Source organism: Pseudomonas sp. UBA5666, assembly GCF_002420785.1.
GTDB classification, from domain to species: domain Bacteria; phylum Pseudomonadota; class Gammaproteobacteria; order Pseudomonadales; family Pseudomonadaceae; genus Aquipseudomonas; species Aquipseudomonas fulva.
In genome coordinates, this window is the sequence record NZ_DIIQ01000006.1 from 75,372 (window position 1) to 100,027 (window position 24,656).

The 24,656-nt window shown below is 62.0% G+C and carries 27 protein-coding genes; 13 read left to right on the top strand and 14 right to left on the bottom strand.

The features are described from left to right. Nucleotides 1-73 precede the first annotated feature (73 nt). The 5 genes from B2Y33_RS04365 (at nt 74) to rlmF (ending at nt 6,540) form a co-directional block, all read left to right on the top strand. Nucleotides 74-1,567 carry a leucyl aminopeptidase gene (locus B2Y33_RS04365; protein WP_027913762.1) on the top strand — a complete coding sequence of 498 codons (1,494 nt, stop codon included), beginning with the start codon at nt 74-76 and terminating at the stop codon, nt 1,565-1,567. A 48-nt stretch (nt 1,568-1,615) separates the two neighbouring features. Then, entirely contained in the window at nt 1,616-2,044 is a 429-nt protein-coding gene (locus B2Y33_RS04370) for a DNA polymerase III subunit chi (protein ID WP_027913761.1), read from the top strand. 5 nt (nt 2,045-2,049) lie between these two features. Then, nucleotides 2,050-2,397 (top strand): hypothetical protein, encoded by a 348-nt coding sequence (locus tag B2Y33_RS04375; RefSeq protein ID WP_027913760.1) that lies wholly within the window; start codon nt 2,050-2,052, stop codon nt 2,395-2,397. A 214-nt stretch (nt 2,398-2,611) separates the two neighbouring features. Further along, entirely contained in the window at nt 2,612-5,458 is a 2,847-nt protein-coding gene (locus tag B2Y33_RS04380) for a valine--tRNA ligase (RefSeq protein WP_023533311.1), read from the top strand. Between the two features lie 128 nt (nt 5,459-5,586). Further along, the gene (gene rlmF / locus B2Y33_RS04385; protein WP_027913759.1) at nt 5,587-6,540 is read left to right on the top strand and encodes a 23S rRNA (adenine(1618)-N(6))-methyltransferase RlmF; all 954 of its coding nucleotides are present in this window, start codon (nt 5,587-5,589) and stop codon (nt 6,538-6,540) included. Nucleotides 6,541-6,590: 50 nt separating this feature from the next. Here the strand turns inward: rlmF and B2Y33_RS04390 are convergent, their stop codons facing one another. Further along, nucleotides 6,591-6,872, bottom strand: coding sequence for an HU family DNA-binding protein (locus B2Y33_RS04390; RefSeq protein ID WP_003255106.1), 282 nt, complete (start codon nt 6,870-6,872; stop codon nt 6,591-6,593). Between the two features lie 372 nt (nt 6,873-7,244). Between B2Y33_RS04390 and yejK the strand changes: the two genes are divergently transcribed. Further along, a complete protein-coding gene (yejK, locus tag B2Y33_RS04395; RefSeq protein ID WP_206405467.1) occupies nt 7,245-8,252 on the top strand; it encodes a nucleoid-associated protein YejK in 1,008 nt (335 codons plus the stop codon). Here yejK and B2Y33_RS04400 read toward each other — a convergent pair. Next, the gene (locus B2Y33_RS04400; RefSeq protein WP_104926496.1) at nt 8,233-8,568 is read right to left on the bottom strand and encodes a GIY-YIG nuclease family protein; all 336 of its coding nucleotides are present in this window, start codon (nt 8,566-8,568) and stop codon (nt 8,233-8,235) included. The genes yejK and B2Y33_RS04400 overlap by 20 nt on opposite strands. A 36-nt stretch (nt 8,569-8,604) precedes the next feature. Here B2Y33_RS04400 and B2Y33_RS04405 point away from each other — a divergent pair, with 36 nt between their 5' ends. Next, complete coding sequence (locus B2Y33_RS04405; RefSeq protein ID WP_027913756.1) at nt 8,605-9,477, top strand: hypothetical protein; 873 nt, start codon at nt 8,605-8,607, stop codon at nt 9,475-9,477. Here B2Y33_RS04405 and B2Y33_RS04410 read toward each other — a convergent pair. From B2Y33_RS04410 to B2Y33_RS04465, 12 genes are all read right to left on the bottom strand, one after another. Then, on the bottom strand, nt 9,456-9,941 hold the full coding sequence (locus B2Y33_RS04410) for a nuclear transport factor 2 family protein (RefSeq protein WP_027913755.1): 486 nt from the start codon (nt 9,939-9,941) through the stop codon (nt 9,456-9,458). The genes B2Y33_RS04405 and B2Y33_RS04410 overlap by 22 nt on opposite strands. Before the next feature lie 75 nt (nt 9,942-10,016). After that, nucleotides 10,017-11,297 (bottom strand): CynX/NimT family MFS transporter, encoded by a 1,281-nt coding sequence (locus tag B2Y33_RS04415; protein WP_027913754.1) that lies wholly within the window; start codon nt 11,295-11,297, stop codon nt 10,017-10,019. A gap of 123 nt (nt 11,298-11,420) precedes the next feature. Continuing rightward, nucleotides 11,421-12,467, bottom strand: a complete 1,047-nt coding sequence (gene hisC, locus B2Y33_RS04420) for a histidinol-phosphate transaminase (RefSeq protein ID WP_206405468.1) — start codon at nt 12,465-12,467, stop codon at nt 11,421-11,423. Nucleotides 12,468-12,469: 2 nt separating this feature from the next. Further along, a complete protein-coding gene (hisD, locus tag B2Y33_RS04425) occupies nt 12,470-13,795 on the bottom strand; it encodes a histidinol dehydrogenase (RefSeq protein WP_027913752.1) in 1,326 nt (441 codons plus the stop codon). Between the two features lie 126 nt (nt 13,796-13,921). Beyond that, entirely contained in the window at nt 13,922-14,557 is a 636-nt protein-coding gene (gene hisG / locus B2Y33_RS04430) for an ATP phosphoribosyltransferase (RefSeq protein ID WP_023533364.1), read from the bottom strand. Nucleotides 14,558-14,678: 121 nt separating this feature from the next. Next, nucleotides 14,679-15,944: a UDP-N-acetylglucosamine 1-carboxyvinyltransferase gene (murA, locus tag B2Y33_RS04435; protein ID WP_027913751.1), complete on the bottom strand. Its 1,266-nt coding sequence runs from the start codon at nt 15,942-15,944 to the stop codon at nt 14,679-14,681. 23 nt (nt 15,945-15,967) lie between these two features. Then, a complete protein-coding gene (locus tag B2Y33_RS04440; RefSeq protein ID WP_019471361.1) occupies nt 15,968-16,207 on the bottom strand; it encodes a BolA family protein in 240 nt (79 codons plus the stop codon). A gap of 117 nt (nt 16,208-16,324) precedes the next feature. Next, a complete protein-coding gene (locus B2Y33_RS04445; protein WP_027913750.1) occupies nt 16,325-16,630 on the bottom strand; it encodes an STAS domain-containing protein in 306 nt (101 codons plus the stop codon). After that, a complete protein-coding gene (locus tag B2Y33_RS04450; protein ID WP_027913749.1) occupies nt 16,627-17,274 on the bottom strand; it encodes an MlaC/ttg2D family ABC transporter substrate-binding protein in 648 nt (215 codons plus the stop codon). Before B2Y33_RS04450 ends, B2Y33_RS04445 begins: the two co-directional genes overlap by 4 nt. A 9-nt stretch (nt 17,275-17,283) precedes the next feature. Continuing rightward, entirely contained in the window at nt 17,284-17,769 is a 486-nt protein-coding gene (gene mlaD, locus B2Y33_RS04455) for an outer membrane lipid asymmetry maintenance protein MlaD (protein WP_027913748.1), read from the bottom strand. Beyond that, the gene (gene mlaE / locus B2Y33_RS04460; RefSeq protein ID WP_023533432.1) at nt 17,769-18,566 is read right to left on the bottom strand and encodes a lipid asymmetry maintenance ABC transporter permease subunit MlaE; all 798 of its coding nucleotides are present in this window, start codon (nt 18,564-18,566) and stop codon (nt 17,769-17,771) included. The genes mlaD and mlaE overlap by 1 nt, the downstream gene beginning before the upstream one ends. Continuing rightward, nucleotides 18,566-19,375, bottom strand: coding sequence for an ATP-binding cassette domain-containing protein (locus tag B2Y33_RS04465; protein WP_023533446.1), 810 nt, complete (start codon nt 19,373-19,375; stop codon nt 18,566-18,568). Before B2Y33_RS04465 ends, mlaE begins: the two co-directional genes overlap by 1 nt. Before the next feature lie 247 nt (nt 19,376-19,622). Between B2Y33_RS04465 and B2Y33_RS04470 the strand changes: the two genes are divergently transcribed. The 6 genes from B2Y33_RS04470 (at nt 19,623) to B2Y33_RS04495 (ending at nt 24,620) form a co-directional block, all read left to right on the top strand. Continuing rightward, a complete protein-coding gene (locus B2Y33_RS04470) occupies nt 19,623-20,597 on the top strand; it encodes a KpsF/GutQ family sugar-phosphate isomerase (RefSeq protein WP_027913746.1) in 975 nt (324 codons plus the stop codon). An 11-nt stretch (nt 20,598-20,608) separates the two neighbouring features. Continuing rightward, nucleotides 20,609-21,133 carry a KdsC family phosphatase gene (locus B2Y33_RS04475; protein ID WP_027913745.1) on the top strand — a complete coding sequence of 175 codons (525 nt, stop codon included), beginning with the start codon at nt 20,609-20,611 and terminating at the stop codon, nt 21,131-21,133. Nucleotides 21,134-21,141: 8 nt separating this feature from the next. Continuing rightward, complete coding sequence (gene lptC, locus B2Y33_RS04480) at nt 21,142-21,714, top strand: LPS export ABC transporter periplasmic protein LptC (protein ID WP_028687057.1); 573 nt, start codon at nt 21,142-21,144, stop codon at nt 21,712-21,714. After that, nucleotides 21,701-22,225, top strand: a complete 525-nt coding sequence (gene lptA / locus B2Y33_RS04485) for a lipopolysaccharide transport periplasmic protein LptA (protein ID WP_023533341.1) — start codon at nt 21,701-21,703, stop codon at nt 22,223-22,225. The genes lptC and lptA overlap by 14 nt, the downstream gene beginning before the upstream one ends. Then, on the top strand, nt 22,226-22,951 hold the full coding sequence (gene lptB, locus B2Y33_RS04490) for an LPS export ABC transporter ATP-binding protein (protein WP_027913743.1): 726 nt from the start codon (nt 22,226-22,228) through the stop codon (nt 22,949-22,951). Between the two features lie 175 nt (nt 22,952-23,126). Beyond that, entirely contained in the window at nt 23,127-24,620 is a 1,494-nt protein-coding gene (locus tag B2Y33_RS04495; RefSeq protein ID WP_023533448.1) for an RNA polymerase factor sigma-54, read from the top strand. Nucleotides 24,621-24,656: the final 36 nt, after the last annotated feature.

A 24,656-nucleotide genomic window follows, 5' to 3' on the forward strand; every position in this document is an offset into this window, starting at 1 on the left:
ACTGCGCAGCCAGTCGCGTTCCAAGCGCCGGCCAGCACGGCGCCACACGTATCGATCATTCGGGGACCCTGAGATGGAACTGGTTGTAAAAAGCGTAGCCGCTGCATCGCTCAAGACCGCAACGCTGGTCATCCCAGTCGGTGAAAAACGTGCCTTGGGCACCGCGGCCCAGGCCGTGGACCTGGCAAGCGAGGGCGCCATCAGTGCGGCGCTCAAGCGTGGCGACCTGGTGGGCAAGCCTGGCCAGACGCTGCTGCTGCACGCCGTTGCAGGCCTGAAGGCCGAGCGTGTGCTGCTGGTGGGTAGCGGCAAGGACGAGGCACTGGGTGATCGCACCTGGCGCAAGCTGGTGGCCAGCGTTGCCGGCGTGCTCAAGGGCCTCAACGGTGCCGACGCCGTTCTGGCACTCGATGACATTGCGCTGAGCAACCGCGATGCAGGCTATGGCAAATATCGCCTGCTGGCCGAAACCCTGCTCGACGGCGAGTACGTGTTCGATCGTTTCAAAAGCCAGAAAGCCGAGCCTCGTGCGCTGAAAAAAGTCACCCTGCTCACCAACAAGCTCGGCCAGGCCGACGTGGAGCGCGCCGTGCGCCACGCCAATGCCATCGCCACTGGCATGGCCTATACCCGTGACCTGGGCAACCTGCCGCCCAACCTGTGCCATCCAAGCTACCTGGCCGAGCAGGCCAAGGAGCTGGGCAAGGCGCACAAAGGCCTGAAAGTCGACGTGCTGGACGAGAAGAAGATCAAGGACCTGGGCATGGGCGCGTTCTACGCCGTCGGCCAGGGCAGCGATCAACCTCCGCGCCTGATCGTGCTCAACTACCAAGGCGCCAAGAAAGGCGACAAGCCTTTCGTGCTGGTGGGCAAGGGCATCACCTTCGACACTGGCGGCATCAGCCTAAAGCCCGGTGCCGGCATGGACGAGATGAAATACGACATGTGCGGCGCAGCCAGCGTGTTCGGCACCCTGCGTGCGGTGCTGGAACTGCAGCTGCCCATCAATCTGGTGTGCTTGCTCGCCTGTGCCGAGAACATGCCCAGCGGCGGCGCCACTCGCCCCGGTGACATCGTGACCACCATGAGCGGCCAGACCGTTGAGATTCTCAACACCGACGCCGAAGGTCGCCTGGTACTGTGCGATACCCTCACCTACGCCGAGCGCTTCAAACCCCAGGCGGTGATCGATATCGCCACGCTTACCGGCGCCTGCATCGTCGCCCTAGGCAGCCACACCAGCGGTCTGATGGGCAACAACGACGCGCTGGTCAGCCAACTGCTCGAGGCGGGCAAGCGTGCCGATGACCGCGCCTGGCAATTGCCGCTGTTCGACGAATACCAGGAACAACTGGACAGCCCGTTCGCCGACATGGGCAACATCGGCGGCCCGAAAGCCGGCACCATCACCGCCGGTTGCTTCCTGTCGCGATTCGCCAAGGCCTATGACTGGGCGCACCTGGATATCGCGGGTACCGCCTGGATCAGCGGCGGCAAGGACAAGGGTGCCTCCGGTCGCCCGGTGCCCTTGCTGACCCAGTACCTGCTGGACCGCGCTGGCGCCTGACCGCAACCGCCGGCAGTGCCTCGGGCATTGCCGGCTGACGGAACCCACATGAGCAAAGTCGACTTCTACATACTGCCTACCGATTCGCTGGAGGCGCGCCTGGATTTCGCCTGCAAGCTGTGCGACAAAGCCTGGCGGCTCGGCCATCGCGTCTACCTGCACTGCCAGGATGAGGATCAGCGTGCCGCTTTGGACACGCGTTTATGGGCATTCAGGGGCGAAGCCTTCGTGCCCCATGACCTGGCAGAAGATCACGCCGATGCGAGCGTGGCGCTTGGCGTCGGTGATCACGCCCAGGGGCACCAGGACTTGTTGATCAACCTGGGCGCCGATGTTCCCGGCTTTGTCAGCCAGTTCGAGCGGGTTGCCGAGATCGTGGTTGAAGAGGCAGCGATCCGCCAATCGGCGCGTGAGCGATTCCGTTTCTACCGTGAACAAGGCTATGCTCTGCAAGACCACCGCTTACAGCGATTTTGATGACGATGGACAAGCACGCTCCCCTGCCCGGCTCTACCCACCTGCTCGACGATCTTGAGTCGATTCGCCAATTGCTTGGCGATGCCGACCTGCAACCGCCTTTGCTCACCGACACGGTGGAGCAGGTGCCTGCACGCGTTGACGCCGCTGCCGATCCGGCTGCCAGCGACACCGCCCAGGACGACCCGCAGGCACGTCGCCAGGACACCCTGCTGCACCTTGAAAGCGAACTGCGCGCTGCAGCGCAGATGATCATGCAGGATGTGATCAACGACTTTACCCCGCACATCGAAAACGAGATCAAGCGTCGCCTCGATGCGCGCATCGAGCGGTTGATCAAGCGTTCGGAGTGAAGGGGCTGCCGGGCACCTGCTCTTCACCCGCCTGCAAGCTACTGCTCCTACTGGCGAAGCTGTAACGTTCTGCTGCGGCGCAGGACGCTTGCCGTCACGCGGCTGTCTTTCCCCGCACCGGGCAAACCCGCCCAGCAGCCGCTTGTCGCCTGCGCCCTCCGGCTTGGTTATACTTCCCGGCTTTCCCGAATAAATGCACAGGGTCCCGCCGCGCATGGATAAGACCTACCAGCCGCACGCCATCGAAACTTCCTGGTACAACACCTGGGAAGCCGAAAACTATTTCGCTCCACAAGGTGCAGGCGAGTCCTACACCATCATGATTCCGCCGCCGAACGTGACCGGCAGCCTGCACATGGGCCATGGTTTCAACAACGCGATCATGGATGCCCTGATCCGCTTCCGCCGCATGCAGGGTCGCGACACCCTCTGGCAGCCTGGTACCGACCACGCGGGCATCGCCACGCAGATGCTGGTCGAGCGCCAGCTTGAAGCCAAGGGCCTGAACCGTCATGACCTGGGCCGCGAACAGTTCCTGGAAAAAATCTGGGAGTGGAAAGACCAGTCGGGCGGCAACATCAGCCGGCAGATTCGTCGGCTCGGCTCCTCCGTGGACTGGAGCCGCGAGCGCTTCACCATGGACGATGGCCTGTCCGAAGCGGTCAAGGAAGCGTTCGTGCGCCTGCATGAAGACGGCCTGATCTACCGGGGCAAGCGCCTGGTCAACTGGGATACCAAGCTGCACACCGCCATTTCCGATCTGGAAGTCGAGAGCCACGACGAGAAAGGTCACCTGTGGAACCTGCGCTACCCGCTGGCCGACGGTGCCACCACCGCCGAGGGGCTGGATTACCTCGTGGTCGCCACCACGCGTCCGGAAACCCTGCTGGGTGACGCTGCCGTCGCGGTCAACCCCACCGACGAACGCTACCAGGCCCTGATCGGCAAGTTCGTCGAGTTGCCGCTGGTTGGCCGTCGCATCCCTATCGTTGCCGATGACTACTGCGACCCTGAGTTCGGCACCGGTTGCGTCAAGATCACCCCGGCCCACGACTTCAACGACTATGAAGTCGGCAAGCGTCATAACCTGCCGCTGCTGAACATTTTCGACAAGAATGCCGTGGTGCTGCCAGCAGCCCAGGCATTCAACCTCGATGGTTCGCTCAATGACCAGGTAGACACCGCCCTGCCGTCCCAGTACGCCGGCCTCGATCGCTTCGTTGCACGTAAGCAGATCGTTGCCGACCTGGAGGCTCAGGGTCTGCTGGTCGGCATCGACGACCATGCCTTGAAAGTGCCCAAGGGCGACCGCTCGGGCACCATCATCGAACCGTGGCTGACCGACCAGTGGTACGTTTCCACCAAGCCGCTGGCCGAGCCTGCCATCGCTGCGGTCGAGGATGGCCGTATCCAGTTCGTGCCCAAGCAGTACGAGAACATGTACTTCTCCTGGATGCGCGACATTCAGGATTGGTGCATCAGCCGGCAGCTGTGGTGGGGCCATCGCATCCCGGCCTGGTACGACGAGGCGGGCCGGGTCTATGTCGGGCGCAACGAGGAGGAAGTGCGCAGCAAGCACGGCCTCGGCGCGGACGTGAACCTGCGCCAGGATGACGACGTGCTCGACACCTGGTTCAGCTCGGGCCTGTGGACCTTCTCAACCCTGGGCTGGCCGGAGCAAACGGAGTTCCTCAAGAAATTCCACTCCACCGATGTGCTGGTCACCGGCTTCGACATCATCTTCTTCTGGGTTGCGCGCATGATCATGTTGACCATGCACCTGATCAAGAACGAGGACGGCACGCCCCAGGTTCCGTTCAAGACCGTGTACGTGCACGGCCTGGTGCGTGACGGCCAGGGCCAGAAGATGTCCAAGTCCAAGGGCAACGTGCTGGACCCACTGGACATCGTCGACGGCATCACCCTCGATGCCCTGCTGGAGAAACGCACCAGCGGCATGATGCAGCCCAAGCTGGCCGAGAAGATCGCCAAGCAGACCAAGGCCGAGTTCCCCGAGGGTATCGCCAGCTACGGTACCGACGCCCTGCGTTTCACGTTCTGCTCCTTGGCCTCGACCGGTCGCGACATCAAGTTCGACATGGGCCGCGTCGAAGGCTATCGCAACTTCTGCAACAAGATCTGGAATGCCGCCCGCTACGTGCTGGACAAGGGTGAGGACTGTGGGCAGAACGGCGAGGCCTACGAGCTGTCGCTGGCCGACCGCTGGATCATCTCGCAGCTGCAGCGCACCGAAGCTGAAGTGACCCGTCAGCTCGAACAGTTCCGCTTCGACCTGGCCAGCCAGGCGCTGTACGAATTCATCTGGAACCAGTACTGCGACTGGTACCTTGAGCTTTCCAAGCCAGTGTTGTGGGATGAGCAGGCCCCTGTGGAACGCGCCCGTGGCACGCGCCGCACCCTGGTTCGCGTGCTGGAGGTGGCACTGCGCCTGGCCCACCCGTTCATGCCGTTCATCACCGAGGAAATCTGGCAGCGCATTGCACCGTTGGCCGGCGTCGAAGGCAAGACCATCATGCTGCAGCCCTGGCCTCAGGCCAATGACGCCCGCATCGACGTGGCCGCCGAAGGCGACATCGAGTGGCTCAAGGAGCTGATGGTCGGCTTGCGCAACATTCGCGCTGAAATGAACATCGGCCCTGGCAAACCCCTGCCGCTGTTCCTGAAGAACGCCAGCGCCGACGACCAGCGCCGCCTGCAGGAAAACGAAGCCTTGCTCAAGAAATTGGCCAAGGTCGAATCGTTCACCGTGCTGGGCGACAACGACGAGGCGCCATTGTCCGCCACGGCGCTGGTGGGTGACCTTCAGGTGCTGGTACCGATGGCCGGGCTGATCGACAAAAATGCCGAACTGGCTCGCCTGAACAAGGAAATCCAGCGCCTGCAAGGCGAAGTGGCGCGCGTGGGCGGCAAGCTGTCCAACGCCGCGTTCGTCGACAAGGCACCGCCTGCCGTCATCGAGAAGGAGCGCGCCAAGCTGGCCGAGTCCGAGCAGGCGTTGGCGAACTTCACCGAGCAGCATGCGCGGATTGCAGCGCTGTAACCTGACCGTGCAGTGCTGACTGACGAGGGCTCAGCCCTCGTTCGCGGCCAGCCCCGGGGCAACCGGGCCGGCCGCGACCGGGCCGTCCAACGGTCTGGGGGCCAGCACCTGCAACACCGGACCCGAGCATGACCCAGAGCAAACCCACCCTGCACCCGCGTAACCGCCATCAAGGGCGCTACGATTTTCCCAGCCTGATCAAGGCACACCCTGATCTGGCGCGCTTCACCCTCACCAACCCCCATGGCAAACCCAGCATCGATTTCGCCAACCCCGAAGCGGTGCGAGTGTTCAACCGTGCCCTGCTCAAGGCCCAGTACGGGATCCAGCATTGGGACATCCCCGCCAACTACCTGTGCCCGCCGATTCCAGGTCGCGCCGACTACCTTCATGTGGCCGCCGATCTGTTGGCTGCCGATAACGCAGGCCAGCTCCTCAAAGGCGCTCAGGTGCGCGTGCTCGACATCGGCGTGGGTGCCAACTGCATCTACCCGCTGCTGGGCCATAGCGATTACCGCTGGCGCTTTCTGGGCTCGGACATCGATCCGGTAGCATTGGCGTCGGCCAAGGCGATCATTCAGGCCAATGGCTTGGACAAGGTCATCAACCTGCGCCAGCAGAGCAACCCTGCGCATATCCTCAGCGGCCTGCTCAAGGACGACGAGCGCTTCGACCTGACCCTGTGCAACCCGCCCTTCCATGCCTCACGCGAGGAAGCCACCCGTGGCAGCCAGCGCAAATGGAAGAACCTGGGCAAACAGGACCCCAAGCGCAAGCTGCCCGTGTTGAACTTCGGTGGCCAGAACAACGAACTGTGGTGCGAAGGCGGTGAAATCCGCTTCGTCACCCAACTGATCAACGAGAGCGCGCAATACGCCAGCCAGACACTGTGGTTCACCAGCCTGGTGTCGAAGGCCAGTAACCTGCCGGCACTGGAGGCAGCCTTGAAAAAGGCGGGGGCCGCGGCTGTGCGCGTTGTTGAAATGGGCCAAGGACAGAAACAAAGCCGCATGCTCGCCTGGAGCTTCCATGACGATGCTGCGCGCCAGGCATGGCGCGCCAAGCCCATTTCACAGGCATGAAAAAACCGCGCTCGGGTAACCCGGGCGCGGTCAGGTCACTGCATCGACAATTACTTGTTGATGGCGTCGGTCAGCACTTTGGCCGGTACGAACTTGACGACTTTCTTGGCAGCGATTTCGATGGCAGCGCCAGTCGAAGGGTTGCGGCCGGTACGGGCAGGACGCTCGGAGACTTTCAGCTTGCCGATGCCTGGCAGGGTGATTTCAGCGCCGTTTTCCAGTTGGTCGGCAACGATCTGGCCCAGTTGCTCCAGAGCGTTCTTGGCGGTGGCTTTAGGCGCTGCGATCGATTCGGCGATGTCGGCAATCAGTTGGTCTTTGGTCAATGCCATGGTGGTGTTCCTTCCCTATCAAATTCGATGGTTATGCAGCGAACGACGACGTTATCGGGCCAGCCCCGACGAGATTGGAGGGCCGCGCCAATTGGGTATGTAGATACGCAAATCAGCGTTTGGTTCGACACGCCGAGCGCGTACTGCAGCAATGCGCCACAACAGGGGCGCAAGACGGCGCAAAACTACCACAGCAGCGGATAAATATCCGCTGCCACCCCTGATTTAATGCAGGTTTTCAGGCCTTGATGATGAAAAGACCGCAGATTTGAGTAAAAAACCGCCAACCTGCGATTCTGCTTCGATCCGCCCACTGAATCACCCAGCGTCTGAGGTAAACTTCAGTGCTTTTGTACCTGTCCGAGACTCCCCATGCCAATCCGACATTGCATCGTTCACCTGATCGACAAAAAGCCCGATGGCAGCCCTGCCGTATTGCACGCACGTGACGCCGAGCTCGCGGCCTCGGACGCCATCGAGAACCTGCTAGCCGACCTCAATGACAGCTACAACGCCAAACAAGGCAAGGCTTGGGGGTTCTTCCACAGCGAGTCCGGCGCTTATCCGCTCAGTGGCTGGCTGAAACAGTACCTAGAGCAGGAGCAGGATTTCACCGCCTTCAGCCGGCAGGCTGTGGAGCATCTGCAAAAGCTGATGGAAGAGTCCAATCTGTCCACCGGCGGGCACATTCTGTTCGCGCATTACCAGCAAGGCATGACCGAATACCTGGCCATCGCATTGCTGCACCACAGCGAAGGCGTTGCCGTGAACGCCGAGCTCGATGTCATGCCTTCGCGGCACCTGGACCTGGGTCAGTTGCACCTGGCAGCACGCATCAATCTTTCGGAATGGAAGAACAACCAGAACTCCAAGCAGTACATCTCGTTCATCAAAGGCAAGAACGGCAAGAAAGTCTCGGATTACTTCCGTGACTTCATCGGTTGCCAGGAAGGTGTGGACGGGCCGGGCGAGACGCGCACGCTGCTCAAGGCGTTCAGTGACTTCGTGGAAAGCGAGGACCTGCCTGAGGCCTCTGCCCGCGAAAAGACCCAGACGCTGGTGGACTACGCCACCACGCAGACCAAGTTGGGCGAACCGGTGACGCTCGAAGAACTGTCCAGCCTGATCGATGAGGATCGGCCCAAGGCGTTTTACGACCATATCCGCAACAAGGACTACGGGTTGTCACCGGAGATTCCTGCCGATAAGCGCACCCTCAACCAGTTCCGTCGCTTCACCGGCCGTGCCGAAGGGCTGTCGATCAGTTTCGAGGCGCACCTGCTGGGCGACAAGGTGGAGTACGACGAAGCTGCTGGCACCTTGATCATCAAAGGTTTGCCCACGACGCTCGTGGATCAGCTCAAGCGTCGCAAAGACTGACCGCACGGCATGCAGGTTCGGCGTTGTAGGAGGACACCAGTGCCTCTTTCGCCGACTTGCGCAGGCGCTTGACCAGCCTTTCCTGGCGCAAGGCTTCGCTTTTGTCTGGCCACCGCTCCATGTAGACCAGGGCCTGGGCAGGGCTGCTTTTGAAAAAGCGTGCCCCCTGGCCTTTGCGGTGCGCCTCGAAGCGCCGCCGCGGGTCATCGCTGATGCCACAGTAGAGCGCGCCATTGGCCGCCCTGACCAGGTACACATACCATGGTTTGATTACCTGATCCGGTACTCTTTCACTCACCACAACGGTTGTATCCATCATTAACTTCATGAGCCCACTCGACGAGGGCTCATCATGCTCCATTTGCAGATTCGTTCACTGCTGGCCACTGCGGTACTCGCTGCAACTGCCAGCGCACAGGCTTCGATTGGCGCCCAGACCGCCGCCCGCATGCAGGAAAACTATAACGCCACCCCCACCCAGTGCGAGGGCAATGCCGTGCCGGCCCATGCCTGCTCTGGCGTCTTGCTGAGGTCCACGCTTCCATCTCCGTACTATCACACCTGGCATCATAGCCAGAACAGCAAGGACAAAGGTGGTGTTTCGTTTTCCTACCTGCGCAGTGACTTGCCGACCACTGGCCTGGCCGCCGATGGTCGCAGTGGCTTCACCTTGTATCCGCTGATACAGCGACCCGCTGGATCCCTGCGCTATGAAATGCTCTGCGCATGGCCCACCGACGGCGACACCTGGGAACGTGACAACCGGGGGTGCGGCGACAATCGACAGACACCCGAACGTGAAACGGCTTGCCATGAGCAAGGCGTGCACACGGCCGAAGACTGGATCGCACGCTTCAGGCTGACCGGCGACTACAAGCGTCAATGCGCCTTCGACATACGCCGGGCGCGCATACCGGAACGCGCGGAAGCCTTCCACCAGACCCTGCGCACGCAACGGTTGTTTGCTGACGAACTGCCCTTTGTCTGGAACGAGATAGTCATCGGCGCTTGGGATGAAGCCCGCGCGGGCGAGCTGCCCATCCAGTCATTCTTTTACATCGACGGGGAGTCCGGTGCCCTGGAGCAGGCCCAGGCAGATCAGAAGGACTGGCACCGCACCCATGGCGGCTTCATACCCGTCATCAAGGTACGGCTACCCTGGCAGGCCGGCGAGCGTGCCACGTTCACCTATCACGACCGTGATCAGGCCGTTGCCGCCCCTTGAGCGTGCTGGTACGCCCGCAAGCCCTTGAATGCCTGGTGGCGTACTTTGGCCTGTAGCCAAGGTGTCCAGCCCAGCAGTAGCCCTGGCGCACCCAGGGCCTGGCGGGACCAGGCCCACAGGTCGAAGTCGTCTTGATGCCGGTGTATCAGCCCATCGCGGATCTCGAAGCGTGCCTGGATGGTGTTGACCACGTCTCGTCCGGTCTGGGCGAAGACGTAAGTGGCAGTCCATTGCGCCGAACCACCGCGCTCATCGGCACACACGTTGTCGTAGCGCAGGGAGAAATCCTTGGCGCGCCGGGTCAGCATTCGCCACATGTCGCCGGCGTCCCTGCCACGCAGCGTGCCGAAGACCGGATCACTGAACACCACGTCATCGCTGTAACAGGCGACCATGGCCTGGGCATCAAGCCGCTGGAACGCCTGGTAGAAACGGGTTATCAACTCGCGGTTGGCATCGCTCATCAAAGGGCCTTCCCTTGGGTTAAAACCGCACGATAATCCGCGTCGCCGGGTTACGCCAGTACCACCGTGAAACCATCAGACCTTCTCGCTGGTGACCTGCACATGCAACGCGCGCCCTGCCCCCAGGCCAAACACGATGGCCCCTGCACCGAGCACCGCAAACACCCAACCCAAAGCACTCCAGCCTCCGGTCAGGTCATGCACCAGGCCCACGGCGAACGGCCCCATCGACGCCAGCGTATAGCCAACGCCCTGAGCCATGCTGGAGAGGTTTGCCGCCACATGCGCATCCCTTGAGCGCAGCACGATCAAGGTCAGTGCCAGGGCAAACGTGCCACCCTGGCCCAGGCCCAGCAGCACTGCCCAGCCCCACAGCCCCGACAAGGGTGCGTAAAGGCAGCCGAACAGTCCGCAAAGGGTCACCAGCATGACCACCACGATCGCTAGGCGCTGATCACGTCCACGGGTGGCCAACCAGGGTGCCGCAAGCGAGCTGAACAGTTGCATGATCACCGACCCCGACAGCACCAGGCCCGCCTGGGTTGGGCTAAGGCCGCGGCCAATCAGGATAGAGGGCAGCCAGCCGAAGACAATGTAGGCGAGCGAGGACTGCAGGCCCATGTACAGTGTGACCTGCCATGCCAGCGGATCACGCCAAAGGCCACGCACGCGATAGGCGACCTTGTGCACGCCATGACCGTTGCGCGCCTGTGGCAGCCATACCAGCATGGCCAGCACGGCTGGTAGCATCCAGAACCCCAGTGCCGGGGCCCAGTTGTCGCCCAAGGCGTGCGCCAGCGGCACGGTCGCCCCCGCCGCCATCGCCGCCCCCAGGCACAGCGCCATGGTATAGACGCCGGTCAGCGTGCCGGCATGCTGTGGAAAGTCGCGCTTGACGATACCCGGTAGCAGTACACCGATGATGCCGATACTGGCACCGGCCAGCAGGCTGCCCAGAAACAGACCCGTCGTGCCCAGGACACTGCGCAGGACGATGCCCACCGCCAAGGTCCCCAGAATGCCCAGCACCACCCGTTCGCTGCCCAGGCGGCGCGCCAGCATGGGCGCGAGCGGCGCGAACAGGCCCAGGCACAGCACCGGCAATGTCGTCAGCAGGCCTGCCTGCGCTGCGCTGAGCCCCAGCCCGTCAGAGACCTGCCCCAGCACCGGCGCCATGCTCGACAACGCAGGGCGCAGGTTCAAGGCCACCAGTATCAGGCCGAGCAACAGCAGCCAGGGTTTGTGCCTGACCGGCGGCTGGCTCTGCACCTGCTCGTCGTCCGCCTCGGCGTCGATGAGCAACGGATCGCTGTCATGATCCACTGCTGGGGTTTTGGGCATTCTGGATTCAGGCATTGGTAACTCGTGTCAGAGGGCGAGCAAGATCAGGTGCGTCGCCTGGGCCGCACCCGTGGTTGGATAACCTCGAAACAAAGACGCACGCCATGAGCCTTGCGGGACATGGCGAACGCAGCGACGTCACGCCAGGGCGTCGAGCAACGCCTGATTCATTTCAGGGGTGCCAATGGTGATGCGCAGGAACTGATCGATACGCGCCTGCTTGAAGTGACGCACGATGACCCCTTGCTCGCGCAACTGCGCCGCGAGGGCAGCGGCATCGTGTCGAGGATGGCGGGCAAAGACGAAGTTGGCTGCCGATGGCAGCACCTCGAAGCCACGCGCTTGCAACTCGGCCACCAACGCTTCGCGGCTGTCGATCACTTTCTGGCAGGTCTGCTGGAAATACGCTCGATCGGCGAATGCCGCTGCTGCACCGACGATGGCGGCGCGGTCCAGTGGGTAGGAGTTGAAGCTGTTCTTGATCCGCTCCAGTGCCTCGATCAGGTCCGGATGACCTACGGCCAAGCCCACCCGCAGGCCGGCCAGGGAGCGCGATTTCGACAGGGTCTGGGTTACCAGCAGGTTGTCGTAACGGCCTACCAGGCTGATCGCCGTCTGACCGCCGAAATCGATGTAGGCCTCATCGACGACCACCACCGAATCCGGGTTCTGCTGCAAGAGTTGCTCGATGGCCTGCAACGGCATCAGGCAGCCAGTCGGCGCATTGGGGTTGGGGAAAATGATACCGGCGTTGGGCTTGCGGTAGTCCTCGACACGAATCTGGAACTGGTCGTCCAGGGGCACCTGCTCATAGGCAATGCCGTACAGCCCGCAATACACCGGATAGAAGCTGTAGCTGATGTCTGGAAACAGCAGAGGCGCATCGTGCTGGAACAGGCCATGGAAGATGTGCGCCAGCACCTCGTCCGAGCCGTTGCCGACGAATACCTGGGCAGCGGTGATGCCGTAGTAGTCCGCGACCGCTTGCTTCAGGTGATCGCCATTGGGATCAGGGTACAGGCGCAGGCTATCGTTGATTTCACCGCGCATGGCTTCGAGCGCCTTGGGCGACGGGCCATAGGGGTTCTCATTGGTGTTCAGCTTGACCAGGCGGGCAAGCTTGGGCTGTTCACCAGGAACATAGGGCACTAGCGCCTTGACGAAAGGGCTCCAGAATCGACTCATGCTCAGTTCCCCTTCTCGGTAGTCAGAATGCGGTATTCGGCACTGCGCGCGTGGGCGGTCAGCGACTCGCCGCGGGCCAGCACGGAGGCCGTGCGCCCCAGTTCGGAAGCGCCCTGCTCCGAACAGAAGATGATCGATGAACGCTTCTGGAAGTCATAGACCCCGAGCGGGGACGAGAAGCGTGCAGTGCCAGAGGTGGGCAGTACATGGTTCGGACCCGCGCAGTAGTCACCCAGTGCCTCGCTGGTGTGACGCCCCATGAAAATGGCGCCAGCGTGACGGATGTGCGGCAACCACGCCTGTGGATCTGCCACTGACAACTCGAGGTGCTCGGGCGCGATACGGTTGGCCACCTCGATGGCCTGCTGCATGTCGCGCACCTGGATCAATGCCCCACGCCCATTGACCGACTTTTCGATGATGTCGGCCCGCTCCATGGTCGGCAGCAACTTGTCGATGCTTTTCGCGACACGGTCGAGGAATGCAGCGTCCGGGCTCACCAGGATGGCCTGGGCGTCCTCGTCGTGCTCGGCCTGGGAGAACAGGTCCATGGCGATCCAGTCTGGATCGGTCTGGCCGTCACACACCACGAGGATCTCGGAGGGGCCGGCGATCATGTCGATCCCGACCTGCCCGAACACATGGCGCTTGGCCGTGGCGACATAGATGTTGCCCGGGCCGACGATCTTGTCGACCTTGGGCACGCTGGCAGTGCCATAGGCCAGAGCAGCCACGGCCTGGGCGCCACCGACGGTGAACACGCGATCGACACCGGCGATACAGGCCGCGGCCAGCACCAGTTCGTTGACCTCGCCACGCGGTGTAGGCACCACCATGACCACCTCGCCCACACCCGCCACCTTCGCGGGAATGGCGTTCATCAGCACGGATGAGGGGTAGGACGCCTTGCCGCCAGGCACATACAACCCGGCGCGATCCAGCGGGGTGACCTTCTGGCCCAGCACGGTGCCATCGGCTTCGGTGTACTGCCAGGAGTCCTGTTTTTGCCGCTCGTGGTAAAGACGCACGCGCTCGGCGGCTTTTTCAAGGGCCGCACGCTGGGTGTCAGTGATGCGGGTCAGTGCGAGCTCGAGCCGCTGACGATCGAGGATCAAGTCCTGGATCGAGTCGGCTTGCAGGCCATCGAAGCGCTGGGTGAACTCCACCAGGGCGTCGTCGCCGCGCTCGCGCACAGCCTTGATGATGTCGAGCACGCGCTGGTTGACCGCCTCATCGGACACACTCTCCCAGCTCAGCAGATGATCCAGATGTCGGGCGAAGTCCGGGTCAGCAGCGTTGAGACGGGCAATTGCAGTGGACACGGTCATGGCGAGGGCCTCGGTTGATGACGAATGCTCAGGCGCCCTAGGCTACCAGTCCATCCGCGCGGGCACCTGAGAAAAGTGGCTATGACGCGGATAGACGGGCGCGACAGCGAAGGTCGCGCGCAGAAGTCAGCCGCGGTGTCGCGATTCGACCGCTTTACGCAGGGTGTCGATCAGGCTCTGGATGCGGGCGTGCTGCATTTTCATGGAGGCCTTGTTGACCACCAGGCGGGAGCTGATGTCGGCGATCATCTCCTGGGGTTCCAGGCCGTTGGCACGCAAGGTGTTACCGGTATCGACCACGTCGATGATCTTGTCGGCCAGGTTGATCAGCGGCGCCAGCTCCATGGAGCCGTACAGCTTGATGATGTCGACCTGACGGCCTTGCTCGGCATAGTAACGTTTGGCCACGTTGACGAACTTGGTGGCCACCCGCAGACGCCCCTTGGGCTCTGGCGCACCAACCACCCCGGCGGTCATCAGCTTGCAGCGGGCAATCTGCAGGTCCAGCGGTTCGTAGAGACCTTGGCCGCCATACTCCATCAACACGTCCTTGCCAGCCACGCCCAGGTCGGCGGCGCCATGCTCGACATAGGTCGGCACGTCGGTGGCACGCACGATCAGCAAGCGCACGTCGTCCTGCGTGGTGGGAATGATCAGCTTGCGGCTCTTGTCCGGGTTCTCGGTGGGTACGATACCGGCTTCGGCCAGCAACGGCAGGGTATCGTCGAGAATACGGCCTTTGGAAAGCGCGATGGTCAGCATTGGAACGTCAGTCCTTAAGCGGCTACTGCTGGCCAGGTCAACGACCTGGCGGCATTCAATTCATGAGGCACAGGCAGGGCAAGCGAGGCTGCACGCTTCCCTGCACTGCGCCAACGGGCTCCTAGCCCGGCACGCGACGGATCTTCGCGCCCAGCATCTGCAGTTTTTCCTCGATGCATTCGTAACCACGGTCGATGTGGTAGATGCGGTCGATCAGGGTGTCCCCTTCGGCTACCAGGGCCGACAGTACCAGACTGGCCGAGGCGCGCAAGTCGGTGGCCATGACCGGGGCGCCCTTGAGCGCATTGACCCCAGTGACGATGGCCGTGTTGCCCTCGACCTGGATCTGCGCGCCCATGCGGTGCATTTCATACACGTGCATGAAGCGGTTTTCGAAGATCGTCTCGATGACGGCGCCAGTGCCTTCAGCGATGGCGTTGAGCGAGATGAACTGCGCCTGCATGTCGGTCGGGAAGGCAGGATAGGGCGCGGTGCGCAGGTTGACGGCCTTGGGCCGCTTGCCGTGCATGTCCAGCTCGATCCAGTCGGTACCGGTGCTGATGTCGGCACCGGCTTCCTTGAGTTTTTCCAGCACCGCTTCAAGGATGGTCGGATCGGTGTCCTTGACCTTGACGCGGCCACCGGTCACGGCAGCGGCGACCAGGTAGGTACCGGTCTCGATACGGTCGGGCATGACCCGGTAGTTGGCCGAACCCAAACGCTCCACGCCATCGATGGTGATGGTGTCGGTGCCTGCGCCTTGCACGTTACCGCCCATGGCATTGATGAAGTTGGCCAGGTCGACCACTTCAGGCTCGCGCGCGGCGTTCTGCAACACGCTGCGACCCTTGGCCAGGGCTGCGGCCATCATGATGTTCTCGGTACCGGTCACGCTGACGGTATCGAAGAAGAAGTGCGCGCCGCGCAGCCCGCCTTCGGGCGCCTTGGCCTTGATGTAGCCGGCCTCGACTTCGATCGTTGCGCCCATGGCTTCCAGGCCGCGGATGTGCAGGTCGACCGGGCGTGAGCCAATGGCGCAACCGCCGGGCAACGCCACTTCGGCTTCACCGAAGCGGGCAACCATGGGGCCGAGCACCAGGATGGAGGCACGCATGGTCTTGACCAGCTCATACGGCGCTACCAGGGTCTTGATGCTGCGCGGGTCGATTTCCACCGCCAGCTTTTCGTCGATCACAGGCTCGATGCCCATGCGCCCGAACAGCTCGATCATGGTGGTGATGTCGTGCAGGTGCGGCAGGTTGCCTACGGTGACCGGGCCATCGGCCAGCAAGGTGGCGGCCAGGATTGGCAGGGCGGCGTTTTTCGCACCCGAAATGCGGATCTCGCCGTCAAGACGAGCGCCACCAGTGATAATCAGTTTGTCCATTTGGAATCTCGCCGCCTTGTGGCTCAGGTGCGCTCAGCCCAAGCTGCGCTGCTGAAAAATTTCATGGTTACCGCATGGATGCTGCCATTGGCGATCCATGGATTGAGGTGGGCGTAGATCGCCTGCTGACGCTTGACCGGGCTAAGGCCAGCCAGCTCGTCGCTGATCACGTTCAACTGGAAGTTGCAGCCTTCGCCTTCAACTTCGACCCGGGAACCCGGCAATTTTTCTTCAAGGAAGCTTTTAACTTCTAGGGCCTGCATGCTCAACCTCAATCGGCGCCCGATGCGCACGGGTCGGCCATCATACAAAAAAGCCCCTCGCCTGCGAAGCCCAACGAGGGAGTTCACTGACCGAGGGGCGATTCTACCGCCAGCGTTTCAGCTCGCCAGCACCTCGTCGAGGTCATAAACCTGGGCGATGTCACGCATGTCATCAGGCAGGCCCTGCACCTGGCAACGCTTGCCAGCGGCCTGAGCATCGCGCATGAAAGCCAGCAACAGCGACAGGCCCACGCTTGTGGAATGCTCGACGGCCGTGCAGTCGATGATCAGCTGCGCATCACCGCTGGCCTTGATCAGCGCCTGGCCCTGCTTGCGCAGCGCAGGGCCACTGCGGTAGTCCAGCACGCCGGCCAGGCGCAGTACGCCAGGCTCGTTCATGCTTGCGGTGGCGGCCGGGCTCATTTGACAGCCTTCTCCGGGGAGCTGTCGGCGCTCTGCTTGGCCTTGGCCACTTCGCCGGCCCAGCCGTCGATGGTCTTGTCCAGGTTGTTGCCATTGCGCTGCATGGCATCGGCGAACTGATCACGGAACAGCTTGCCGATGTTGATGCCGTTGACAATCACATTGCGCACCTTCCACTCGCCAGCGATGTTCTCCAACGTGTACTGCACCGGGTACACCGCACCGTTGTTACCGGTGACCTTCATGCCAACACTGGCACGCTTGCCATCATCGGCCTTGGCCGGGTCGACCACGATCCCTTCGTTGTTGTACTCAAGCAGGGCATTGCCGTAGAACTGCAGCAGGCTGCGCTTGAAGTTTTCCTGGAAGCGCTGCATCTGCTCGGGCGTGGCCTTGCGCGAATACTTGACGGTCATGATGCTCCTGGAGATACCGTCGGCATCGACCACCGGGCCGAGAATCCGATTGAGCGACTCGTAGAACGCATTGGGGTTGGCCTTGTACTGCTGCTTGTTGGCCTTCAGGTCACTCAGCAACTCGTTGGTGGTGCTCTGGATCACATCGTGGGGCGATTGTGCCGCCACGGCCAGCAAGGGGAAAGCCGCCAGCAGAACCAGCAGGCCACGTCGCAGAATCGATATCATGGAAACTCCTCAGTTGTCCGGTTGCGCGTCTCTGGGTTCCTTGCCAACGGAGTTGAGCAGGAACTTGCCAATCAGGTCTTCGAGTACCAGCGACGATTGGGTATCGTGAATGGTCGCACCCTCCTTGAGCACCTCTTCCTCACCGCCCACGCTGATGCCAATGTATTTCTCGCCAAGCAGCCCGGCAGTCAGGATCGACGCCGTGGAGTCGGTCGGCAGGTTATCCACCGACTTGTCCAGTTGCAGCGTCACCCGACCGGTGTACGAATCACGGTCCAGGTCGATGGCGGTGACCTTGCCGATGGTGACGCCGGCCATGGTCACCTTCGCTCTGACAGTCAAACCGGCGATATTGTCGAAGTAGGCATAAACTTTGTACGTATCGGTGGCGGGGCTGGCCGACAGGCCACTGACGCGCAGGGCCAGCATCAGCAACGCCAGAATGCCGGCCAGGAGGAACAGGCCGACACCGATTTCCAGGGTGCGGTTTTGCATCAGAAATCTCCAAACATCAAAGCGGTCAGAATAAAGTCCAGACCCAGTACAGCCAGCGAGGCATAGACCACGGTCTTGGTAGTGGCACGGCTGATCCCTTCGGAAGTGGGCTCGCAGTCATACCCTTGGAACACGGCAATCCAGGTGGTGACGAAGGCGAACACCAGGCTCTTGATCAACCCGTTGAGCACATCGTCGGTAAAGGAGACACTGTTCTGCATGTTGGCCCAGAAAGACCCTTCATAGACGCCCAGCCAGTCGACCGCCACCCACGAGCCACCCCAGATCCCCACCACGCTGAAGATCAGCGCCAGCAACGGCAATGAGATGAACCCTGCCCAAAGGCGCGGCGCAACGATGTATTTGAGGGGGTCTACGCCGATCATCTCGAGGCTGGAAAGCTGCTCGGTGGACTTCATGTTGCCGATCTCGGCCGTCAGGGCGGAACCGGCTCGGCCCGCGAACAGCAAGGCGGTCACCACCGGGCCCAGTTCGCGCAGCAGGGTCAGGGCAACCATCTGCCCCACCGCCTGCTCGGAGCCGTACTTGGTGAGGATGCTGTAGCCCTGCAGGGCCAGCACCATGCCGATGAACATGCCCGAGACCACCACGATGGCCAGGGACAGCACACCCACCGAATACAGCTGGCGAGTGAGCAGTTGGAAGCCGCCGCCGATGCCGCCGCGCCCAACCAGGGCATGGAACAGGAACAGGCAGGACCGCCCTAGCACCGCCAGCACGTCAATGGACGAGCGCCCCAGCAGGCGCACACGCTCAAGAATGGATTTCTGACGCATCAGCGCGCCCCCAACAGGTCGGCGCGGTAATCGGGCGCGGGGAAATGGAACGGCACGGGGCCATCGGGATCGCCTTTCATGAACTGGCGAATGCGCGGGTTATCGGAACCCATCAATTCGTCCGGCGTACCTTGCCCCAGCACCTGGCCATCGCCCACCACATAGATGTAGTCGGCGATGCTGGCAGTTTCTGCCAGGTCATGGGACACCACGATGCTGGTAATGCCCAGGGCATCGTTGAGCAGGCGAATCAAGCGCACCAGCACCCCCATGGCGATCGGGTCCTGGCCTACGAAGGGCTCGTCGTACATGAGGATCTGCGGGTCCAGGGCGATGGCCCGGGCCAGAGCCACGCGCCGCTTCATGCCGCCGGACAATTCGTCCGGCATCAGGTCGATGGCGCCGCGCAAGCCCACTGCCTGCAGCTTCATCAGCACGATGTCGCGAATCATCTCGTCCGGCAGTTGTGTGTGCACGCGCAGGGGGAACGCCACGTTTTCGAAGACATCGAGGTCGGTGAAAAGGGCACCACTCTGGAACAGCACGCCCATCTGCTTGCGTGCATCGAACAGGTCACTGCGCGAAAGCGCCGGCAGGTTCTGCCCGGCCACCCACACTTCCCCACTTGCAGGGCGCAGTTGCGCACCCATCAGACGAAGCAACGTGGTCTTGCCGCAACCCGATGGCCCCATGATGCCGGTGACCTTGCCGCGTGGGATACGGATGTCGACATTGTTGAAAATGCTGCGTGAACCGCGTTTGAAGGTAACCCCCTTCAACTCGACCGCGCAGGCGCTATCCACACTCATCTAGACTCCTTGCTAGTGCAGCCCTGTCCTAGTGGACGTCAGCCTTCATCGGGAAGGCACACGCCCCGGGCCAGGCCGAATAGCCGCGAACTATAACACCGCTCTGAACGCCGCCCCAAGGCCGTACCGCCCGCTGTTCAGCTAGTCGACAGCGTTTGGGGATATTGCCTACGACAATCGAAAGCGTGAGGGTTTCAATCATTACCGCTATAATCGCCGCCTTTTTATCAGACACTGCTTTTTCGACATGAGCCAATCCAGCGAGCTGATCCAATCCGCCCAACGCACCCTGCGCCTGGAACTCGAGGCCGTCACGGCCCTGATCGAGCGTATCGGCGACGACTTCGTCAAAGCCTGCGAGCTGATCCTGGCCAGCAAAGGCCGCGTCGTGGTGGTCGGCATGGGCAAGTCCGGGCATATCGGCAACAAGATCGCCGCCACCCTGGCCAGTACCGGCACACCGGCCTTCTTCGTGCACCCGGCCGAAGCCAGCCATGGCGACATGGGCATGATCACCCGCGACGACGTGATTCTCGCGCTGTCGAACTCTGGCAGTACTGCCGAAATCATCACCCTCTTGCCACTGATCAAGCGCCTGGGCATCAAGCTGGTGAGCCTGACCGGCAACCCGGCCTCGTCCCTGGCCCAGGCCGCCGACGTCAATCTCGACGCCAGCGTCGCCCAGGAAGCCTGCCCGTTGAACCTGGCGCCCACATCCTCCACCACCGCCTCGCTGGTGCTGGGGGATGCCCTTGCCATCGCCCTGCTCGAAGCACGCGGGTTCACCGCCGAGGATTTTGCCTTCTCCCACCCCGGCGGTGCGCTGGGGCGCAGGTTGCTGCTCAAGGTCGAGAACGTGATGCACGCCGGCGACGACCTGCCCAAGGTGACGCGCGGCACACTGCTCAAGGACGCCCTGCTTGAAATGTCCCGCAAAGGCCTGGGCATGACCGTGATCATCGAAGACGATGGCACGCTGGCCGGCGTCTTCACCGACGGCGACCTGCGCCGCAGCCTGGACCGCAACATCGATGTGCGCACCGCCTTGATCGAGGAGGTGATGACGGTACACGGCAAGACCGCCCGGGCCGAAATGCTGGCCGCCGAAGCGTTGAAAATCATGGAAGACAACAAGATTGGCGCACTGGTGGTGGTGGACGCCCACGACCGCCCCACCGGCGCCCTGAACATGCACGATCTGCTGCGCGCTGGCGTACTGTGAGGAGCTCCACGATGAATCAGGATCTGATGCAACGCGCCAAGGCCATCAAGCTGGCGGTCTTCGACGTCGATGGTGTACTCACCGACGGGCGTCTCTATTTTCTTGAAGACGGCAGCGAGTTCAAGACCTTCAATACCCTCGACGGGCACGGCATCAAGATGCTGATGGCGTCTGGCGTTACGACCGCGATCATCAGTGGGCGCAAGACACCGGTCGTCGAGCGCAGGGCGAAGAACCTCGGCATCGCGCATCTGTATCAGGGGCGCGAAGACAAACTCGTGGTGCTCGACGGCCTGCTCGCCGAGCTGGGCCTGAGCTATGATCAGGTGGCTTACCTTGGCGATGACCTGCCGGACTTGCCGGTCATTCGGCGCGTAGCTCTGGGCATGGCCGTCGCCAACGCGGCGCCGTTCGTGCGCGAGCACGCTCACGGCGTGACCCAGGCCCGCGGCGGCGAAGGCGCCGCACGTGAATTCTGCGAACTCATCATGCAGGCCCAGGGCACCCTGGATGCTGCCAACGCCAACTACCTGTAAGGTTGCCCATGTTCAGCAAGAAAGCCAGAAACATCGTGCTGCTCGGGGCCATTGCGGCCCTGCTGGTGGCCGTCGGCTACTGGAACGTCAGCCCGGAGAGCTTCCTGGAGAAGCCAGTCGCCCAGGTCGACGAGAGCGCCATCGACTACTACGCCATCAACGCCCACAGCGTCCAGTTCCTGCCCGACGGCAGGCTCCAGTACGAAATGACCGCCGACAAAGTCGAACATCTCAAGGCCAGCGAGGTCACGATGTTGACCACGCCGGACTTGCACCTGTACCGCGGCACGGCGTTTCCGTGGCATGTACAAAGCACCCGCGCCGAGGTCAACCCCGACGGCAGCGAGGTCGAGTTGATCGACAATGTGCGGGTTGCCCGCACTGACGAACAGAAGCGTGAGACCATCATCACCAGCTCGCGCATGACCGTGTTCCCGCAGAAGCAATATGCGCAGACCGAGCAAGCCGTTAGAATCGACGGCGCCGGTGGAACGACCACGGGCAAAGGAATGAAAGCGTACCTGAAAGAAGGCAGGATGGACCTGCTCTCTAACGTAAGAGGACAGTATGAGGCTCGTTAAAACCCTCCCCCTTTTGCTCAGCCTGAGCGCAGCACTGGGAAGCGCGAGCGCCCTCGCCCTGCCGAACGACCGTGACCAGCCGATTCGCATCCAGGCCGACAATGCGCACCTGGACGACAAGAAAGGCGTGGCCACCTATACCGGTGACGTGATCATCACCCAGGGCTCTATGATGATCAAAGGCAACACCGTAACCATCACTCGCACGAACGGTGGCGACATCGACGTGGTGACCTCGGTGGGCAACCTGGCCTATTTCGAGCAGCAACAAAGCGCGTCCAAGGCGGACAAGATGAAAGGCTGGGGCGTTACCATCCAGTACCAGGCCCAGAAAGACCTGGTGGTGCTCACCGACCGAGCCAAGGTGGAAAACGAAGGCAACACCACCGAAGGCGAGAAAATCGTCTACAACACCCAGACACAAGTGGCCACTGCCGGTCGGGGTGGCAACGTAACCACGCCACGTCAGCGTATCGACATGGTGATCCAGCCCAAGAAGAAGGCCGAGTAAATGGCAACCCTCAAAGCCCAGCACCTGGCCAAGAGCTACAAGGGCCGCCAGGTCGTGCGAGACGTCAGCCTGTCGATCGACAGCGGTCAGATCGTCGGCCTGCTCGGCCCCAATGGCGCCGGCAAGACTACGTGCTTCTACATGATCGTTGGCCTGGTTCAGGCCGATCAGGGGCGCGTGCTGATCGACAGCCTCGATGTCAGCCACCAGCCCATGCACGGTCGCGCCCGGGCCGGTATCGGCTATCTACCGCAGGAAGCGTCGATCTTCCGCAAGCTGTCGGTGGCCGACAACATCAAGGCGATCCTGGAAACCCGCAAGGACCTTGATCGCGAGGGCCAGCGCCAGGAGCTCGAAAGCCTGCTTCAGGAATTCCACATCAGCCACATTCGCGACAACCTGGGCATGAGCCTGTCCGGCGGCGAGCGGCGGCGTGTCGAGATTGCCCGGGCATTGGCAACCTCTCCAAAATTCATCTTGCTCGACGAGCCCTTCGCAGGCGTGGACCCCATTTCGGTCGGTGATATCAAGCAGATCATTCATCACCTCAAAGCCAAGGGCATCGGTGTGCTGATCACGGACCACAACGTGCGTGAAACGCTGGATATCTGTGAAACGGCCTACATCGTCAACGACGGCCGCCTGATCGCCGAGGGCGATGCCCAGACCATCCTGGCCAATGACCTGGTGAAAGAAGTTTATCTGGGGCACGAGTTCAGGCTTTGATCACGACGCGCGCCTTGGGCACGAACTAAGACGCCCCCAAGTCGGGCCAAGTTGTTATAGTGCTCTAGGCAAACGCTACAATTTAAGGCATAAATCTTGCTTGAAATGGCGCCCCGGCGCCCTCGTGTAGTGGAAGGCGCATGTGCGCCGGCGAACAAGGTACAAAGCATCTGCCATGAAACCATCGCTCGTCCTAAAAATGGGCCAGCAACTGACGATGACACCGCAGTTGCAACAGGCCATCCGCCTGCTCCAGCTTTCCACCCTGGACCTTCAGCAGGAAATCCAGGAAGCCCTGGAGTCCAATCCGATGCTCGAGCGCCAGGAAGACGGCGACGACTTCGACAACACCGACCCCATGGCGGACAACGCCGAGAACAAACCGACCAGCGACGTCCAGGACAACAGCTTCCAGGAAACCACTGCCAGCGCCGAAAACCTCGAAGACGGCGAGTGGAACGAACGCATCCCCAACGAGCTTCCTGTCGACACCGCCTGGGAAGACATCTACCAGACCAGTGCCAGCAGCCTGCCAAGCAATGACGACGACGAGTGGGATTTCACCACCCGCACTTCGGCTGGCGAGAGCCTGCAAAGCCATCTGCTGTGGCAGTTGAACCTGGCGCCGATGTCCGACACCGACCGGCTCATTGCAGTCACCTTGATCGACAGCATCAACAATCAGGGCTATCTGGAAGACAGTCTGGAAGAGATTTGTGCAGGGTTTGACCCTGAGCTCGACATCGAGCTGGACGAAGTCGAGGCAGTGCTGCATCGTATCCAGCAATTCGAACCTGCTGGTGTCGGCGCCCGCACGCTGGGCGAATGCCTGTTGCTGCAACTGCGCCAGCTGCCGGCCAGCACCCCGTGGATGACCGAGGCCATGCGCCTGGTCAGCGACTTCATCGACCTGCTGGGAAGCCGCGACTACAGCCAGCTCATGCGCCGCATGAAACTCAAGGAAGATGAGCTGCGCCAGGTCATCGAACTGGTGCAGAGCCTCAACCCTCGCCCAGGGTCGCAGATCGAGTCCAGTGAGCCCGAGTACGTGGTGCCGGATGTGATCGTGCGCAAGGACAGCGAGCGGTGGCTGGTGGAACTGAACCAGGAGGCGGTGCCACGCCTGCGCGTTAACGCGCAATACGCCGGGTTCGTACGCCGCGCCGACACCAGTGCCGACAACACCTTCATGCGCAACCAGTTGCAGGAAGCCCGCTGGTTCATCAAGAGCCTGCAAAGCCGCAACGAAACCTTGATGAAGGTGGCTACGCAGATCGTCGAGCATCAGCGCGGTTTCCTGGACCACGGCGACGAGGCGATGAAGCCGCTGGTGCTGCACGACATCGCAGAAGCTGTGGGCATGCACGAGTCGACCATTTCCCGGGTCACCACCCAGAAGTACATGCACACCCCCCGCGGCATCTACGAGCTGAAATACTTTTTCTCGAGCCACGTCAGCACCTCCGAAGGCGGGGAATGCTCGTCCACGGCGATCCGCGCGATCATCAAGAAACTGGTTGCGGCGGAAAATCAGAAAAAGCCATTGAGTGACAGCAAGATCGCTGGTTTACTGGAGGCACAAGGCATCCAGGTCGCCCGTCGCACTGTCGCCAAGTACCGCGAGTCCCTGGGTATCGCACCCTCGAGCGAGCGCAAGCGATTGATGTAGCCCCTGAGATGTGCCACCGCGTTTGTGTGGCAGGTG

Excerpts from the sequence above, each read along its gene's own strand:
- B2Y33_RS04365 (WP_027913762.1), top strand. The coding sequence starts at position 74 with ATGGAACTGGTTGTAAAAAGCGTAGCCGCTGCATCGCTCAAGACCGCA.
- B2Y33_RS04370 (WP_027913761.1), top strand. The coding sequence starts at position 1,616 with ATGAGCAAAGTCGACTTCTACATACTGCCTACCGATTCGCTGGAGGCG.
- B2Y33_RS04375 (WP_027913760.1), top strand. The coding sequence starts at position 2,050 with ATGGACAAGCACGCTCCCCTGCCCGGCTCTACCCACCTGCTCGACGAT.
- B2Y33_RS04380 (WP_023533311.1), top strand. The coding sequence starts at position 2,612 with ATGGATAAGACCTACCAGCCGCACGCCATCGAAACTTCCTGGTACAAC.
- rlmF (WP_027913759.1), top strand. The coding sequence starts at position 5,587 with ATGACCCAGAGCAAACCCACCCTGCACCCGCGTAACCGCCATCAAGGG.
- B2Y33_RS04390 (WP_003255106.1), bottom strand. The coding sequence starts at position 6,872 with ATGGCATTGACCAAAGACCAACTGATTGCCGACATCGCCGAATCGATC.
- yejK (WP_206405467.1), top strand. The coding sequence starts at position 7,245 with ATGCCAATCCGACATTGCATCGTTCACCTGATCGACAAAAAGCCCGAT.
- B2Y33_RS04400 (WP_104926496.1), bottom strand. The coding sequence starts at position 8,568 with ATGGATACAACCGTTGTGGTGAGTGAAAGAGTACCGGATCAGGTAATC.
- B2Y33_RS04405 (WP_027913756.1), top strand. The coding sequence starts at position 8,605 with ATGCTCCATTTGCAGATTCGTTCACTGCTGGCCACTGCGGTACTCGCT.
- B2Y33_RS04410 (WP_027913755.1), bottom strand. The coding sequence starts at position 9,941 with ATGAGCGATGCCAACCGCGAGTTGATAACCCGTTTCTACCAGGCGTTC.
- B2Y33_RS04415 (WP_027913754.1), bottom strand. The coding sequence starts at position 11,297 with ATGCCTGAATCCAGAATGCCCAAAACCCCAGCAGTGGATCATGACAGC.
- hisC (WP_206405468.1), bottom strand. The coding sequence starts at position 12,467 with ATGAGTCGATTCTGGAGCCCTTTCGTCAAGGCGCTAGTGCCCTATGTT.
- hisD (WP_027913752.1), bottom strand. The coding sequence starts at position 13,795 with ATGACCGTGTCCACTGCAATTGCCCGTCTCAACGCTGCTGACCCGGAC.
- hisG (WP_023533364.1), bottom strand. The coding sequence starts at position 14,557 with ATGCTGACCATCGCGCTTTCCAAAGGCCGTATTCTCGACGATACCCTG.
- murA (WP_027913751.1), bottom strand. The coding sequence starts at position 15,944 with ATGGACAAACTGATTATCACTGGTGGCGCTCGTCTTGACGGCGAGATC.
- B2Y33_RS04440 (WP_019471361.1), bottom strand. The coding sequence starts at position 16,207 with ATGCAGGCCCTAGAAGTTAAAAGCTTCCTTGAAGAAAAATTGCCGGGT.
- B2Y33_RS04445 (WP_027913750.1), bottom strand. The coding sequence starts at position 16,630 with ATGAGCCCGGCCGCCACCGCAAGCATGAACGAGCCTGGCGTACTGCGC.
- B2Y33_RS04450 (WP_027913749.1), bottom strand. The coding sequence starts at position 17,274 with ATGATATCGATTCTGCGACGTGGCCTGCTGGTTCTGCTGGCGGCTTTC.
- mlaD (WP_027913748.1), bottom strand. The coding sequence starts at position 17,769 with ATGCAAAACCGCACCCTGGAAATCGGTGTCGGCCTGTTCCTCCTGGCC.
- mlaE (WP_023533432.1), bottom strand. The coding sequence starts at position 18,566 with ATGCGTCAGAAATCCATTCTTGAGCGTGTGCGCCTGCTGGGGCGCTCG.
- B2Y33_RS04465 (WP_023533446.1), bottom strand. The coding sequence starts at position 19,375 with ATGAGTGTGGATAGCGCCTGCGCGGTCGAGTTGAAGGGGGTTACCTTC.
- B2Y33_RS04470 (WP_027913746.1), top strand. The coding sequence starts at position 19,623 with ATGAGCCAATCCAGCGAGCTGATCCAATCCGCCCAACGCACCCTGCGC.
- B2Y33_RS04475 (WP_027913745.1), top strand. The coding sequence starts at position 20,609 with ATGAATCAGGATCTGATGCAACGCGCCAAGGCCATCAAGCTGGCGGTC.
- lptC (WP_028687057.1), top strand. The coding sequence starts at position 21,142 with ATGTTCAGCAAGAAAGCCAGAAACATCGTGCTGCTCGGGGCCATTGCG.
- lptA (WP_023533341.1), top strand. The coding sequence starts at position 21,701 with ATGAGGCTCGTTAAAACCCTCCCCCTTTTGCTCAGCCTGAGCGCAGCA.
- lptB (WP_027913743.1), top strand. The coding sequence starts at position 22,226 with ATGGCAACCCTCAAAGCCCAGCACCTGGCCAAGAGCTACAAGGGCCGC.
- B2Y33_RS04495 (WP_023533448.1), top strand. The coding sequence starts at position 23,127 with ATGAAACCATCGCTCGTCCTAAAAATGGGCCAGCAACTGACGATGACA.